We start from the raw sequence: 14,604 nt of genomic DNA, 5'->3' as shown, positions 1-14,604 counted from the left end.
GGCCCGTTCAACCGGCCAGCCAGGGCAGCAGCTGTTGCGACGCATAGTCGAACGGCCGCCGCTCCAGCTTGCCGGTATGGATCAAACGCCCCACCGCTTCCCACACCACGTACAGCCAGCGCCGCGCCAGAAAAGCGTCGGCGACCGGCGCGCGCTGCAGATAGCTGAACAGCAGTTGGCTGGGCATACCCGCCTCGCACAGGCGGAAAAGATCGTATTCGCGTGGCGCCCACAGCACCACGCCGGGATTGAGCATCGCCAGCAGTTGATCGCTTTTGGGATCTTTCAGCATGCTGCGCAGCGACAGGTTGCCGTGCACCAGAACGCAAGGATCGTCGAAGCCGACGAAAAAATGGGTCAGCGCTTCGCGCGTGCGGTACAGCAAACGGCGATCCGCCATGGTCAGCTGCGGGGTGGTGAGATTGACCACCGTCGCCCACAGCACTTCGACCCGCTGTTGATACCAGCAAAACCAGTCGTTCTCCTGCGTGCTGTCAACGCTGCCGACGCTGCCGTGGCTGTCGATGCGGTGCCAGGCCAATATCCCGTCAACGATCTGCTCCATCAGCATATTCCAGCGATCCGGCGAACGCGTCGGCGCTTCAGCCGACACGCCGCGCAGGCGCTCGATCAGCAGGATTTCCTTGTACGGCGCCTGGTGGGTACACACCACGCCGTACACCGTAGGCAGGCGAATATCCCCGTCGCGCGCCAGCATTGACAGCTTGTACGCCTCCTGCTGGGCGATACCCTGACAGATAAAGCTTTTCGCCATCAGCGGGATCGCGTTGCCCTGCCGATCGTACAGCGAATACATATGCGCATAAGGCTGCTCGCTCACCCGCTCCAGCCGGCTGATGGACTCACCCAGCACAATGCTCAGTTCGGCGCGTAACTGCTCCATAAGGCATTCACCTCTGGCTAATAGGGGGGATGCGTAACATCATCGAACGGTGAGCGGAAAAATTCTTCAACGCAGATCAACAAAACGGGGATCAATAATGGAGGGTATTACATCGTCGGCGCGTTGCGCGCCGCGCCGACGAACTCAGGCTCAGGGTTGAATGCTGTCGCGCACGCGCTGGAGATCTTCCGGCGTATCGACCCCCACGCTCGGGATCGCTTTCGCGACCGCCACGTGGATTTTTTCACCGTACCACAGCACCCGCAGCTGTTCCAACAGCTCGATCTGCTCCAGTTGGCTCGGCGCCCAGCTGACGTAGCGGCGCACGAAGCCGGCGCGATAGGCGTAGATGCCGATATGACGCAGCAGGCTGTCGCCGATGCTCTCTTTCGACGCGGCGAAACGCTCGCGATCCCACGGAATGGTGGCGCGAGAGAAATAGAGCGCGTAGCCCTGCGCGTCCATCACGACCTTCACCGCGTTGGGGTTGAAAGCCTCTTCGGCGCTCTCGATCGGCACTGCCAGCGTCGCCATGCCGGCCTGGCTGCCCGCCAGGTTCTCAGCCACCTGACGCACGATCACCGGCGGGATCAGCGGTTCGTCGCCCTGCACGTTAACGATGATCTGATCGTCGGCAAAGCCGTAGTGCGCGATCACTTCCGCCAGACGCTCGGTGCCGGAATGGTGATCCGGGCTGGTCATGCACACTTCGCCGCCGGCGGCTTCCACCGCTTTGGCGACTTCAGGGTGATCGGTCGCCACGATGACGCGGCTGGCGCCGGACTCGCGGGCGCGCTCCATCACGTGCACCACCATCGGCTTGCCGTGAATATCGGCCAGCGGTTTGCCCGGCAAACGGGTTGAGGCGTAGCGGGCGGGAATAATAGCGATAAAACTCATGCGTGCTTCTCATCCAGCGACAGCGCACGCGCTTCATTTTCCAACAGCACCGGAATGCCGTCGCGCAGCGGGTAAGCCAACCCGTCCGCTTTGCACACCAGTTCCTGGTTTTCTTTATTGAAATAGAGTTTGCCGTTACATACCGGGCAGGCAACGATTTCGAGTAAACGGTGGTCCATGCATCCTCCGCTAGGGGATTGGTCATCAGGGAAAGGCAGTGAGGATAGCATAACGCCCGGCCTCAGGTTAATCACCGGCGGCGCCAACCCACCGATATTTCCTCAGCGCGCCGGCGCAACAGCTTGAACTGCGGCGCATCCCGGCGTAGAATTTTGTGATACAAATCACAAAAAGGCCGTGATACGTGATCAAACGTCTGCATAAAATCATCGCTCTGTTCGCTAACTTCAGCCACTGAGCCCCTTTGTAACGAGCGGCGCTGAACTTCGTTTTACCCCACCGACGGCGTCGCTCGTTATCCCACTTCCCAGCCGGCACCCCATTCAGCGGCCAACGCCGCCGGAATGTCGCCCAGCGCGACGCGTTGCGCGCCGTGCCATTTGGCCATACGCGCGATGGCCTGCCGAATATCCTGGGCCCGCCGTTTGCCAAAGCGCACCCGCGGCTCCGCATGAAAGCTGATGATCTCAAACACCCCCTGGCGGCGGTGCGCCTTGGCGTCAATGCGCCCCACCAGTTCACCCCGATGCAGCACCGGCAAGGTGAAGTAGCCATAGCGGCGTTTTTCTTTCGGCGTGTAGCACTCCAGCCGATAGTCAAAGTTGAACAGCTCGAGCGCCCGGCGGCGATCCCAAACCACCGGATCAAACGGCGACAGCAGGCTGGTGACCGTCGATTTCAGCTTGCCCTGTTCCGCCAGCGGCAGCAGTTCCGTCAGTGAGCCATGCACATAGAACTGCCCTTCCAGCCCCTCTACCCGCACCGGCGAAATCTCCCCCTGATCCTGCAGCTCTGCCAGCAAAGTTTTTGGCGCCACGCGTTTCAGCCGATAGTAATCCGCCAACCATTCGGCGCGGAAAATGCCCAGATAGCGGCAGGTGCGATGCAACATTTGCCGGCGCGCCCGCTCCGCAGGCAGCGCATGACGCGCATCGTCCCAGGCCGGCAGCAGCCTTTCGGTCAGATCGTAAACCCGGTGGAAGTTGCGACGCTCGGCCACCATCAGCTTACCGGCGGTAAACAGGATCTCCAGATGCCGCTTCTCCGGTTTCCAGTCCCACCATCCGCTGTTGCCTTTCTTCTCGGCGCTGAAATCGGCGGAGCGCACCGGCCCCTGTTGTTCGATGTGCCGCAGCAGGTTGTCCATCGCCGCCTGGTGCTGCTGCACCCAGTCGGCGGAATATTTCCAGCCCATATCATGCGGCGCCAGCATGCGATGCCGCAGCAGACCAAAATCCTCGATCGGCAGGAAACAGGCTTCGTGCGCCCAATACTCGAACAGCTTGCGGCCGGCGAGCGCCTGCTCCAGCCATTCCGGTTGATAGGCCCCCAAACGGCTGAACAGCACCAGATACGGGCTGCGGGCAACGACGCTAATGGTATCGATTTGTAACAGCCCCATGCGCTGGATCGCGTTCACGACGTCGTCGGGCCGAGCCTGGCGTTTAAGCGGAGAAAGCAGCCCCTGGGCGGCAAGGTGCAGCGCGCGAGCGGCGGTAAGGGAAATTATCGGGGTGGTCATCCTGATATCCGTGGCAAGTAGGCAATGGCCTGATAATAGTGGATATCGAGGGATTTATCTTCGCCAGTGCATGCGGGTGGCGACACCGGCACTGGCGAGGAAGGTGGATGCGATCAGAACGCGATAACGTCTGCCGCGGACAGCCCATGTGAGCTGCGATAGATCGAGAACTCGACGTTCTGACCTTCGTTCAACGACTTATTTTTGGTGTTGGCGATAGCGTTGCGATTGACATAGATTTCGTCGCTACCATCTACCGGTGAAATAAAACCATAGCCTTCGGCCTGATTAAACCATTTCACGCGGCCCATTTTTAACACAGTATTTTTAAACATAACTTATATCCTTTTACTTGAGCATCCTTGACAACGTCATTTTTTATATTGTCTGGACGCTACCAGCCCATCCTAAAGTTTTTCGTAACAAACCTCTCGTGAGCAAAAAATAAAAAACCCGCACTAAGGCGGGCTTGTTGAACTTAATATCTTCCGCATGACTCAGCGCTGACGCATCACCATGGTTGTATTAAGATCTCTTATACGCGTTCCCTGTATTCTTACAGAGCAACTACGTTGGCGGCAGCCGGCCCGCGCGGGCTGTCCTGGATGGTGTACTCGACGCGCTGGCCTTCAGCCAGGGTCTTGAAACCGTCGGTCATGATTGCGGAGAAGTGTACGAATACATCTTTGCCGCCGTCGTTCTGCTCAATGAAACCAAAACCTTTGCTTTCGTTGAACCACTTAACCTGACCAGTCTTCTTAGACATTACATTTACCTTTAAATATATTTACAAAACCTGCCATAAGAGGCAATTGGGGCCGTTTCAGAAACATTACTTATGGGAGGTACTTAGAAGGTTCGTCTTTGAAGCGGAATCGGATGATAACGTTTTTGGAGGAACTGCTTAACTCTAAACTCGAACATAAATAGGTCTGGATTACAGGCCGACTTGCATTTACTCATAAAACTGGTGAATGCACAAGAGGTTTATTGCCTTAAATTCATAAATAAGCCGAATTTATTTTTATCTCCCTGAATATGCATGACTTAATTTAATGGTCGCCGCGGCCGAACCACCGCGTATCTCCCCTCGCCAGGGCATCTTTTGCCCGTCTGTGCGCTGCAAATGAGAGCTGACGCATAAAACTCTAATATGCTTGCCACGTCTATAACAAATCCCAAACCAGATAGCTAAACTTGAGGGGAAAACAAGGCAGACGGCTTTTTCGCCAGCACTTTTGCCGCTAAAAACACGATTTTTCAGATTATGCTGAATCAAGGAGCTATGCGCATGACCGCCCAGCAGTTCGTTTCACCTAATGAAATCCGCGCCAGATTCTCTCACGCGATGTCGGACATGTATCAAAAGGAGGTGCCGCTGTACGGCGATCTGCTGGAGCTGGTGGCGGAAACCAACCGACAGGTTCTGCGCGAAGATGCCGCACTGGCTCATCAACTGCAAATTACCGGCGAGATAGAACGCCTGGCGATGGAGCGCCACGGCGCCATCCGGGTCGGCACCGCGGACGAGCTGGCCACCCTGCGCCGCCTGTTCCGGGTGATGGGCATGGCGCCGGTCGGTTACTATGACCTGTCGGTGGCGGGCGTTCCGGTGCACTCCACCGCTTTTCGCGCCGTACACGAAGACGCGCTGCAGATCAGCCCTTTCCGCGTGTTCACCTCCCTGCTGCGCCTGGAACTGATAGAAGATCCCGCGCTGCGTGCGCTGGCCGAGCGCTTGCTGGCGCGCCGCCGCATCTTTACCGATCGCGCGCTGGAGCTGATCGCGCTGCAGGAAGCGCAAGGCGGGCTGAATGAAGTGCAGGCGCAAGAATTTGTCGAGCAAGCACTGGAAACCTTCCGCTGGCACAACCAGGCGACGGTCAGCGCCGAAGAATACCGGCAGCTGCACGATCAGCATCGCCTGATCGCCGACGTGGTGGCGTTTAAAGGGCCGCATATCAACCATCTGACACCGCGCACGCTGGATATCGATCGCGTTCAGCAGGCGATGCCCGGCCGCGGCATTACGCCCAAGGCGGTCATCGAGGGCCCGCCGCGCCGCCGTCGCGCGATCCTGCTGCGCCAAACCAGCTTCAAGGCGTTGGAAGAACGCGTCGATTTCGTTGAGCATGACGGCCGCGCCGTCGCCGGCCACCATACCGCGCGCTTCGGCGAGATCGAACAGCGCGGTGTGGCGCTGACGACGAAAGGACGAGAACTCTACGACCGTCTGCTGCAGGCCACCAACGATGCGCTGCAGGGGCCGCCGAGCGAGAAGAATGCCGAGCGCTACTATCAACTGTTGGAGGAAAACTTCCGGGCGTTTCCGGATGATTACGCCACGCTGCGCGAGCAACAGCTGGCCTGGTTCCGCTATTTCCCGACCGAATGCGGCCTGGCGGCCAAAGAGTCGCTGGATAAGCACAGCACTCTGGAGCAACTGATCGAGAAGGAACACGTTCGCTTCCAGCCGCTGGTGTATGAAGATTTTCTGCCGGTCAGCGCCGCGGGGATTTTCCAGTCGAATCTGGGGGACAGCCACCACGCGCAGTACAACGCCGCTTCCAGCCGGGCAACGTTTGAACAATCGTTGGGCAGTGAGGTGATCGACGAGCTGGCGCTGTATCAGCAAACCCAGCAGCGTTCGCTGGAAGCCTGCGCGCAAGCCTTGGGGCTTGCCACGCTGACATCCTGAGGTTACTTGGTCAGCAGAGATTCGATATCCTGCAGCAGTTGCTCAGCCTGAGCGGACGGTAGCACCGCATCAACCGGCAAATACCACCAATTGGGCTGGGCAAAGGCGCGACATTTCACCGCGTCCTTCTCCGTCATCAACAGCGTTTGATCGGCAGCAACCAGCGCCGCCAGCTGCGCCTGCTGATATTCCTGATGATCGGCAAACGCCACTTCCTGCACCACCTCGACGTTCAATTTTTCCAACGTCGCGAAGAAACGCGGCGGATGGCCGATGCCCGCCATCGCTACCACGCGCGGCAGCTCGGCCGCCGGGCGACGTTCACCGCTCAGCAGGTTCACCGCATCACGCGCCTGCAGGCGCATGGCAATTTCCCCGGCCTGCGCCACGCCGCCATTGGCGACGCGCGCATTGACGCTGCCAAGCCGCGCAGCACGCTCGCGCATCGGCCCGGCCGGCAACCACCAGCCGTTGCCGAAGCGACGCACGCCGTCGATGACCACCAGCTCGAAGTCACGCTGTAAAGCATAGTGCTGCAAGCCATCGTCGGTGACGATCGCATCCAGCGGCTGTTGTTGCAGCAAGGCCTGCACCGCCTCTGCTCGCTTGGGCGCGATCGCCACGGGCGCACCGGTCCGCTGATAAATCAGCACCGGCTCATCGCCCGCCTCGCGGGTCGAGGTATTCTGATTGAGCACCAGGGGATAGACCGCCGACTTACCGCCGTAACCGCGTGACACCACACCAACGCGATAGCCCCGCTGCTGCAGGTGTTCCACCAGCCAGATCACCATCGGCGTTTTGCCGTTGCCACCGGCGGTGAGGTTGCCCACCACCACCACCGGCACCGGCGAACGCCAGCTTTTGCGCAGGCCACAGCGGTAGCTGAGGCGGATCAGCCAGCTGAACAGGCCATACAGCCAGGAGAGCGGCAACAGCGCCAGATAAAGCAGCGAACCGCCGGACCAAATGCGCTCAATCATTATTGACCAAACTGCATGCGGTGCAGTTGCGCATAGGCGCCCTGCCGTTCAAGCAACTCGGCGTGTTCGCCGCGTTCGACGATGCGACCGTCCTCCACCACCAGGATCTCGTCCGCCTTCTCAATCGTCGACAGACGGTGTGCGATCACCAGCGAAGTGCGGTCTTTCTGCAGCTCGTCCAGTGCGGCCTGAATGGCACGCTCGGATTCGGTATCCAGCGCAGAAGTCGCCTCATCCAGGATCAGGATCGGGCAATCGCGCAGCAAAGCACGCGCGATGGCGATGCGCTGACGTTGGCCGCCGGACAGCATCACGCCGTTTTCACCGATCACCGTATCCAGGCCGTTTTCCATCTTGTTGATGAAGTCCATCGCGTACGCCATTTCGGCCGCTTTCTCAATCTGCTCGCGGCTGTATTCGCTCTCGCGCGCATAGGCGATGTTATTGGCGATGGTATCGTTGAACAGGTGCACGTTTTGCGAGACCAGCGCCACCTGATTACGCAGTGAGGCCAGGGTATATTCACGCAGATCGTGGCCATCCATCAGGATTTCGCCTTCCTGAATATCGTAGAAGCGCGTCAGCAGGTTGGCGATGGTGGATTTACCCGAACCCGAGCGGCCCACCAACGCCACAGTCTTGCCTTCGGCGATTTTCAGGTTGATATCACGCAGCGCCGGCGTTTCTTTAGCCGGATAGTAGAAGGTGACGTTGCGGAATTCGATGTCGCCTTTCGCGCGCTTCACTTCGCGGGTGCCGGTGTCTTTTTCCTGTTCCATATCCAAGATGGAGAACAGCGTCTGGCAGGCCGCCATCCCACGCTGGAACTGGGCATTGACGTTGGTCAGCGACTTCAGCGGACGCATCAGCGCGATCATTGACGAGAACACCACGGTAATGGTGCCGGCGGTCAGGGTTTCCATCACGCTCGGGAAGCTGGCGGCAAACAGCACGAACGCCAGGGCCAGCGAAGCGATCAGCTGAATGATCGGATCGGAAATGGAAGACGCAGAGACCAGTTTCATGCCCTGTTGACGCATGCGGTTGCTCACCGAGTTAAAGCGCTCGGTTTCCACCTGCTGGCCACCGAAGATCAGCACTTCTTTATGGCCTTTCAGCATCTGTTCGGCGCTGGTGGTCACCTGCCCCATGGTGTTCTGCATGTTCTTGCTGATGTTGCGAAAACGCTTGGACACCAGGCGAATGGCGATGGAAACGATCGGCGCCAGCACGATCAGGATCACCGACAGCTGCCAGCTGTAGTAGAACATCATGATGAACAGGCCAATGATCGAGGCCCCTTCGCGCACCACGGTCACCAGCGCGCTGGAAGAAGAAGACGCCACCTGCTCGGAATCATAGGTAATGCGCGACAGCAACGTCCCGGTGGATTGCTGATCGAAGAAGGCCACCGGCATTCTCATCATGTGGCCAAACAGGCGGCGGCGCATCTGCATCACCACCATGCCGGAAACCCAGGAAATGCAGTAGCTTGAAACAAAGCTGGTCACGCCGCGCATCAGCATCAGCGCAATCACCGCCAGCGGCATCCACACCAGCACGCTGCTGTCGGTTTTTCCAAACCCATCGTCCAATAACGGTTTAAGCAGAGACAGCATCAGCGTGTCCCCCGCTGCGTTCATAATCAACGCAATGGCGGCCACAATCAGCCCGGTCTTAAAAGGAGTGATCATCGGCCAGAGTCGACGGAACGTCTGCCAGGTCGAGAGATCTTTATCATTCATCATGCAAATACCAGCATCGGAAGAAATAGCGGCCTATTTTACTCATTATCGCCCTCTACGCCAAACCGCTGATGGTACCAACGGGGCATTAATTGTTCGCGAAAGCCTTTAATTTGCCAATCGTTGTCGAAAAAAAGCACCGACAACTGGCCGGAGCGCGTCGTATCGTGCCATGTAATGCCATTTGCCCGATATCGGGCGACCACTTTACGCGCCGGCAAACGCCATTTACCGTAACGAGATGCGGACGCCAGCGCAGCTTCGGGATTAACCGCGCGCAAAAAAGGCGGTGTTGAGGAAGTTTTGCTGCCATGGTGCCCCACCTGCAATACCGTGGCCGTTAAGCGGTCGCGCCGCAATCGGAGCAGCTGCGCCTCCGCCCTCTTTTCCGCATCGCCGGTGAGCAGCAGACTGTATTTCCCGTCGTCGATACGGATCACGCAAGAGTCGTCATTAACCGGCCTTTTGAGCATTTTCGGCGGCCACAGTACCTCGAATTGCAACGACTGCCAGCGCCAACGCTCGCCGGCGATGCAGGGTAAATGCCCTTCCCCGCGTATCGGGCTGCGCACGGTAGCTTGCGGGAACGCTCGCCGCATCGTCGGGAGCCCGCCGATATGATCGAGATGAATATGGCTGATAATGATCTGCTCCAGCTCAATGCCCCGCCAGTTCAGCATCGGCAATATATGCCGTTCTGCGGCACTGCCTGTCGCCCAACGATCGCCGGTGTCGTACAGTATCCCCTTGCCGTTTTGCTCGATCACCACCGCCAGGCCGTGCCCGACATCGAGCATGTCGACTCGCCAATGGTAATCCGGTGCTTTACCTCGCCATAACACGCAGCATATGGCTATCGCTGCCAGTCCAGGCGCATAGCGCCACCACCAATGAAAGCGCCAACAGATAACGAGAAGCCATCCCGACGCGCTGGCAAGCAACGAGGCGGCCCCCAAATCCACCCAACCGCGCTGCAGATAATTTAACGGCACAAACACCCATCCCAACGTGAAATCCGCCAACCACCAAAGCCCGTAACTTAGCGAGGGGAAGATGCCGCAAATCAACGCCAGCAAAATCAACGGCACCGTCACCAATGAGACGATGGGCACCGCCCAGAGATTGGCCGGCAGCGAGGTCAACGTCAGGCCCAGAAACAGCGCGGCCTGCATCGGCACCAGCAGCAACGTCATGCCTAGCTGAATATGCAGCCAGCGCACCGGCGCCCAATACCACGCCGAACGAAATCGCTCGCCGAGCGGTGCCCACTCGAACCAAAAAATCAGGCACCCGACCGCCAGTACCGACAACCAGAAACTGTCTGACAAGACCGCCAACGGATCGCACAGCAAAATAAGCCCGATGCACCACAGCCACACTTGCCATGAAGAGCAATGCACGCCGCGCAAACGCAGCAGCATCCACAGCGTCATCGCCAACGCGGTACGCACCGCCGGCGGCTGGGCGCCCACCAACCAAACATAGATCAGCGTCGCCACCCAGCCCGCGATCAACGGAAATCGATAACCAATCAGATGGGCGGGGAGGAAAAACTGCAGCGCGCGCAGCACTGCCCAGAACAAAATGGCGACCATCGCAACATGTAGCCCCGATATGGCCATCAGATGAGCGATACCGGTTTTCAACATCAGCGTGCGCAAAGCCTGTTCGAGCGCGGTTCTTTCCCCAAACGCCAACGCCAGCAACACCGTCTTGTAACGCAATTCACCAATGTTGGCTTCAGCATGGCTGATAATGCGCTGGCGCAGGCCGCAGTTCCCCTCCAGCAAGCGCGCCTGCCTGACCTGAGCGGTCAACGGCTGGCGCTGTGCGATCGCCCAACGTTGGCTGTCGAAGCCTCCTTCATTGAGCTTGCCATGCACCGGCCGCATGCGCAGTTTCAATTGCCAACGCTGCCCGGCACACAGCCGTTGCTCTTTCGGAGCCCATGTCGTGGTAAACGCCAGCGCAGGCACCAGCCAATGACCGTCGACCCGCTCGATGCGCATCAGGGTCTGCTTACTGACGGCAGGCTCCAGTGCGACGCTGCTTATCTGCACCACCGCCGTCACTTCCGGCACGCGGCTTAAGCGATCCATTTGCCCGAGCAGGCTTCCGGCGTTGAAAACTGCCCATATGAATCCCAATCCCAGGCAGGCCAAATAACGGCAGAACGGCCAACGGGTGCGCAGCAGTAAACCGGCGACCAGCAGCATCGGCCACAGCAACCATTGCTCTGGCAACTGCGGTAAAAGCAGCAGCGGCAGGATGCCGCAGATAACGGCGAATATCGCCAGATCCAGCGAAATTTTGATCGCTCTTCTCCCATCAGCTTCACCATGAGCCAAAACGCGTCACGAAGAGCAAGCAGGATTATTCAAGCGACATGTCGCCGCCAGCGGGCTTTAGTGAGGATGCGGCGAGCACGGCAGGATAAGAGAAGCATATGCAGCAGCCACACCGCAAATGCGGCGCGGTACGCAATTCACAAGCAGATCTCGGGGAATTGCAGGCGAAAAAAAACGGCGCCTTAAAGGCACCGTTTTATATTCTTTACAAGCAACAACGCTATGGGCAGTCAGTCAGCGACTAGCCATAGATATTGGCGCGGTCACGCAACTCTTTGCCTGGTTTGAAGTGAGGAACGTACTTGCCGTCCAGCTCGACTTTGTCGCCGGTTTTCGGGTTGCGGCCTACACGCGGGGCACGGTAGTGAAGAGAAAAACTGCCGAATCCGCGGATCTCAATGCGTTCGCCCTCGGCCAGCGTTGCGGCCATGTGCTCAAGCATCTCTTTCACTGCATCCTCAACGGCCTTCGCCGGAATATGAGATTGCTGGCCAGCAAGTCTTTCAATAAGTTCAGACTTGGTCATAGTACCTCCAAGCTTTGCAGCTAAACTACCGTATCGGGGCGGTCAGAGACCGCCCCCCGTCATTACTCGCCTTTAGCCGCTTTGAAAGCTTCAGCCATTGCGTTAGAGAAGTTGCCTTCTTCCTGTTTGTTGTTAACAGTTGCGATGGCGTCTTTCTCGTCAGCTTCGTCCTTAGCACGTACGGACAGGCTTACAACGCGGTTCTTACGGTCAACGCCGGTGAATTTGGCTTCAACTTCGTCACCTACGTTCAGAACCAGAGTTGCATCTTCAATGCGGTCGCGAGAGGCTTCAGATGCACGCAGGTAACCTTCTACGCCGCCTGCCAATTCAACTGTAGCACCTTTGGCGTCAACTGCAGTGACTTTACCAGTAACAATAGCACCTTTCTTGTTCATAGACAGGTAGTTATTGAACGGGTCTTCAGCCAGCTGCTTCACGCCCAGGGAGATACGCTCGCGCTCTGCGTCAACTTGCAGAACAACCGCTGCGATTTCGTCGCCTTTCTTGTATTCACGAACTGCTTCTTCGCCTGCAACGTTCCAGGAGATGTCAGACAGGTGAACCAGGCCGTCGATGCCGCCGTCCAGGCCGATGAAGATACCGAAGTCAGTGATAGACTTGATTTTACCTTCAACGCGGTCGCCCTTGTTGTGGGTTTCTGCGAACTGCTGCCACGGGTTGGATTTGCACTGCTTCAGGCCCAGGGAGATACGACGACGTTCTTCATCGATGTCCAGAACCATCACTTCCACTACGTCGCCCACGTTAACAACTTTGGACGGATGGATGTTTTTGTTGGTCCAATCCATTTCAGAAACGTGTACCAGACCTTCAACGCCTTCTTCGATTTCTACGAAGCAGCCGTAATCAGTCAGGTTGGTTACACGACCAGTCAGCTTGGTGCCTTCTGGGTAACGTTTCGCGATAGCAACCCATGGATCTTCGCCCAGCTGTTTCAGGCCCAGGGATACACGAGTACGCTCGCGGTCGAACTTCAGCACTTTAACAGTGATTTCATCGCCAACGTTGACGATTTCGCTTGGGTGCTTAACGCGTTTCCAAGCCATGTCAGTGATGTGCAGCAGGCCGTCTACGCCGCCCAGATCAACGAATGCACCGTAGTCAGTGAGGTTCTTAACGATACCTTTAACTTCCATGCCTTCCTGCAGGTTTTCCAGCAGTTGATCGCGCTCAGCGCTGTTCTCGGATTCGATAACCGCACGGCGAGAAACGACAACGTTGTTGCGCTTCTGATCCAGCTTGATGACTTTGAACTCAAGCTCTTTGCCTTCCAGGTGCAGAGTGTCACGTACCGGACGCACGTCAACCAGGGAACCTGGCAGGAACGCGCGGATGCCGTTCAGCTCGACGGTGAAGCCACCCTTCACTTTGCCGTTGATAACACCGGTTACAGTCTCAGCTTCTTCGTAAGCTTTTTCCAGCGTGATCCAAGCTTCGTGACGCTTAGCTTTCTCACGGGACAGCAGGGTTTCACCGAAGCCGTCTTCAACAGCATCCAGAGCAACGTCAACTTCGTCACCAACCTGGATTTCCAGCTCGCCCTGGGCGTTTTTGAATTGCTCAGCCGGGATGGCAGACTCAGATTTCAGACCGGCGTCAACCAGCACGATATCTTTGTCGATAGCAACAACGACGCCACGAACGATGGAACCCGGGCGGGTTTCGATTTCTTTTAAGGATTCTTCAAAGAGTTGAGCGAAAGATTCAGTCATGTTGTTAATCTTCAGGGTTCTTTAGTTTAACGTCCATTTAGCGTCCCGCCGAATGGGGTTGTTTCACATACCCCGCCATTGGCTCCATGCCGACAGGGTTTAAGGTTACAGGGGTAAAATTTTACCCGATATATTGCGATACCGCTATGACAAATATGACAAAAAGCCAATAGCGCCGCCGCGCTTATTGCTGCGGCAACGCCAACACTTTCTGTGCATACGTCAGCGCCTGCCGGATCACTTCTTCGATCGACATGCTGGTAGAGTCCAGCACGAGGGCGTCAGAAGCGGGCACCAGAGGCGCGATAGGCCGATTACGGTCACGGTCGTCCCGTTCCTTTATCTCGGCTAAAAGACGTTCAAAGTTAACATTAAAGCCCTTCTCCTGCAACTGCAGCATGCGGCGGTGCGCGCGCTCCTCCGAGCTGGCGTCGAGGAAAATCTTGACCGGCGCGTCCGGGAACACCACCGTGCCCATGTCGCGGCCATCGGCAATCAGGCCGGGCGCCTCGCGGAATGCGCGCTGGCGGCGCAGCAGCGCCTCGCGCACACGCGGAAACGCCGCCGCTTGCGACGCGGTGTTGCCGACGGTTTCGGTGCGGATCTCGTTGCTGACGTCCTCACCTTCCAAAATCACCTGCAGCTTGCCGTCCTGGGCAACGAAGCGAACATCGAGATGTGCGGCCAGCGGAACCAGCGCTTCCTCAGAAGTGATATCCACCTGATGATGCAACGCTGCCAGCGCCAGCACGCGATAGATCGCGCCGGAGTCCAGCAAACGCCAACCCAGAGACTCGGCCAACGCTTTACACAGCGTGCCTTTGCCTGCGCCACTTGGTCCATCAACGGTTATCACCGGGGCTGTAGCCGTCATTTCTCTCTCCTTCAGGTAGAAAACCTCACAGAGACACGGCGTGCTTCGACTCGAAGCCCGTGCGCTCTGTCACCTGCCCAATCAGGGGCAAATACGGTGGCGTATTATACGCTGCCCTACGGCGATCTGTTACCCTGGAACTGTCCGGTTGTTGAAAATAAGCGCACAACCGCGAAAAAGTATAGAAG

14 protein-coding genes are annotated in these 14,604 nt (G+C 57.7%); 2 read left to right on the top strand and 12 right to left on the bottom strand.

What is annotated here, in order from left to right; translation table 11 throughout:
* Positions 1-7 precede the first annotated feature (7 nt).
* The 6 genes from ACK3CV_RS09125 to cspE form a co-directional block, all read right to left on the bottom strand.
* The gene (locus ACK3CV_RS09125; RefSeq protein WP_033637859.1) at positions 8-904 is read right to left on the bottom strand and encodes a YcbJ family phosphotransferase; all 897 of its coding nucleotides are present in this window, start codon (positions 902-904) and stop codon (positions 8-10) included.
* Between the two features lie 150 nt (positions 905-1,054).
* The gene (gene kdsB, locus ACK3CV_RS09120) at positions 1,055-1,804 is read right to left on the bottom strand and encodes a 3-deoxy-manno-octulosonate cytidylyltransferase (protein ID WP_004928235.1); all 750 of its coding nucleotides are present in this window, start codon (positions 1,802-1,804) and stop codon (positions 1,055-1,057) included.
* On the bottom strand, positions 1,801-1,983 hold the full coding sequence (locus tag ACK3CV_RS09115) for a Trm112 family protein (protein ID WP_004928237.1): 183 nt from the start codon (positions 1,981-1,983) through the stop codon (positions 1,801-1,803). The genes kdsB and ACK3CV_RS09115 overlap by 4 nt, the downstream gene beginning before the upstream one ends.
* Positions 1,984-2,279: 296 nt before the next feature.
* Positions 2,280-3,506: a winged helix-turn-helix domain-containing protein gene (locus ACK3CV_RS09110; RefSeq protein WP_033646612.1), complete on the bottom strand. Its 1,227-nt coding sequence runs from the start codon at positions 3,504-3,506 to the stop codon at positions 2,280-2,282.
* A gap of 113 nt (positions 3,507-3,619) precedes the next feature.
* Positions 3,620-3,841 carry a cold-shock protein gene (locus ACK3CV_RS09105; protein ID WP_004928241.1) on the bottom strand — a complete coding sequence of 74 codons (222 nt, stop codon included), beginning with the start codon at positions 3,839-3,841 and terminating at the stop codon, positions 3,620-3,622.
* 221 nt (positions 3,842-4,062) lie between these two features.
* Positions 4,063-4,272, bottom strand: a complete 210-nt coding sequence (gene cspE, locus ACK3CV_RS09100) for a transcription antiterminator/RNA stability regulator CspE (protein WP_019454537.1) — start codon at positions 4,270-4,272, stop codon at positions 4,063-4,065.
* Positions 4,273-4,797: 525 nt separating this feature from the next.
* Here cspE and hglS point away from each other — a divergent pair.
* Entirely contained in the window at positions 4,798-6,204 is a 1,407-nt protein-coding gene (gene hglS / locus ACK3CV_RS09095; protein WP_164037128.1) for a 2-oxoadipate dioxygenase/decarboxylase HglS, read from the top strand.
* Between the two features lie 2 nt (positions 6,205-6,206).
* On the opposite strand, the gene lpxK is transcribed toward hglS, so the two are convergent.
* Genes lpxK through ACK3CV_RS09080 form a run of 3 tightly spaced genes read right to left on the bottom strand, consistent with a single transcriptional unit; the run spans position 6,207 to position 11,241 of the window.
* Positions 6,207-7,187 carry a tetraacyldisaccharide 4'-kinase gene (gene lpxK / locus ACK3CV_RS09090; protein WP_033637855.1) on the bottom strand — a complete coding sequence of 327 codons (981 nt, stop codon included), beginning with the start codon at positions 7,185-7,187 and terminating at the stop codon, positions 6,207-6,209.
* Positions 7,187-8,935, bottom strand: coding sequence for a lipid A ABC transporter ATP-binding protein/permease MsbA (gene msbA / locus ACK3CV_RS09085; RefSeq protein ID WP_021504329.1), 1,749 nt, complete (start codon positions 8,933-8,935; stop codon positions 7,187-7,189). Before msbA ends, lpxK begins: the two co-directional genes overlap by 1 nt.
* A gap of 35 nt (positions 8,936-8,970) precedes the next feature.
* The gene (locus ACK3CV_RS09080) at positions 8,971-11,241 is read right to left on the bottom strand and encodes a ComEC family protein (RefSeq protein ID WP_489009829.1); all 2,271 of its coding nucleotides are present in this window, start codon (positions 11,239-11,241) and stop codon (positions 8,971-8,973) included.
* Between the two features lie 137 nt (positions 11,242-11,378).
* On the opposite strand from ACK3CV_RS09080, the gene ACK3CV_RS09075 reads away from it, so the two are divergent.
* Positions 11,379-11,525 (top strand): hypothetical protein, encoded by a 147-nt coding sequence (locus tag ACK3CV_RS09075; protein ID WP_164037133.1) that lies wholly within the window; start codon positions 11,379-11,381, stop codon positions 11,523-11,525.
* Here the strand turns inward: ACK3CV_RS09075 and ihfB are convergent.
* The 3 genes from ihfB to cmk form a co-directional block, all read right to left on the bottom strand.
* Positions 11,522-11,806 (bottom strand): integration host factor subunit beta, encoded by a 285-nt coding sequence (ihfB, locus tag ACK3CV_RS09070; RefSeq protein ID WP_004928264.1) that lies wholly within the window; start codon positions 11,804-11,806, stop codon positions 11,522-11,524. The two genes, ACK3CV_RS09075 and ihfB, sit on opposite strands and share 4 nt — an antisense overlap.
* Positions 11,807-11,868: 62 nt before the next feature.
* Positions 11,869-13,542 carry a 30S ribosomal protein S1 gene (gene rpsA / locus ACK3CV_RS09065; RefSeq protein WP_004928267.1) on the bottom strand — a complete coding sequence of 558 codons (1,674 nt, stop codon included), beginning with the start codon at positions 13,540-13,542 and terminating at the stop codon, positions 11,869-11,871.
* A 184-nt stretch (positions 13,543-13,726) separates the two neighbouring features.
* Positions 13,727-14,416: a (d)CMP kinase gene (cmk, locus tag ACK3CV_RS09060; RefSeq protein WP_004928270.1), complete on the bottom strand. Its 690-nt coding sequence runs from the start codon at positions 14,414-14,416 to the stop codon at positions 13,727-13,729.
* Positions 14,417-14,604 lie beyond the last annotated feature (188 nt).

Source organism: Serratia sp. TSO36 (assembly GCF_057808395.1).
The sequence above is the reverse complement of the archived record's forward strand: the minus strand, read 5'-3'. Positions and strand labels throughout refer to the sequence as shown.

Coding starts and splice junctions, on each gene's coding strand:
- ACK3CV_RS09125 (WP_033637859.1), bottom strand. CDS start 904: ATGGAGCAGTTACGCGCCGAACTGAGCATTGTGCTGGGTGAGTCCATC.
- kdsB (WP_004928235.1), bottom strand. CDS start 1,804: ATGAGTTTTATCGCTATTATTCCCGCCCGCTACGCCTCAACCCGTTTG.
- ACK3CV_RS09115 (WP_004928237.1), bottom strand. CDS start 1,983: ATGGACCACCGTTTACTCGAAATCGTTGCCTGCCCGGTATGTAACGGC.
- ACK3CV_RS09110 (WP_033646612.1), bottom strand. CDS start 3,506: ATGACCACCCCGATAATTTCCCTTACCGCCGCTCGCGCGCTGCACCTT.
- ACK3CV_RS09105 (WP_004928241.1), bottom strand. CDS start 3,841: ATGTTTAAAAATACTGTGTTAAAAATGGGCCGCGTGAAATGGTTTAAT.
- cspE (WP_019454537.1), bottom strand. CDS start 4,272: ATGTCTAAGAAGACTGGTCAGGTTAAGTGGTTCAACGAAAGCAAAGGT.
- hglS (WP_164037128.1), top strand. CDS start 4,798: ATGACCGCCCAGCAGTTCGTTTCACCTAATGAAATCCGCGCCAGATTC.
- lpxK (WP_033637855.1), bottom strand. CDS start 7,187: ATGATTGAGCGCATTTGGTCCGGCGGTTCGCTGCTTTATCTGGCGCTG.
- msbA (WP_021504329.1), bottom strand. CDS start 8,935: ATGATGAATGATAAAGATCTCTCGACCTGGCAGACGTTCCGTCGACTC.
- ACK3CV_RS09075 (WP_164037133.1), top strand. CDS start 11,379: ATGCAGCAGCCACACCGCAAATGCGGCGCGGTACGCAATTCACAAGCA.
- ihfB (WP_004928264.1), bottom strand. CDS start 11,806: ATGACCAAGTCTGAACTTATTGAAAGACTTGCTGGCCAGCAATCTCAT.
- rpsA (WP_004928267.1), bottom strand. CDS start 13,542: ATGACTGAATCTTTCGCTCAACTCTTTGAAGAATCCTTAAAAGAAATC.
- cmk (WP_004928270.1), bottom strand. CDS start 14,416: ATGACGGCTACAGCCCCGGTGATAACCGTTGATGGACCAAGTGGCGCA.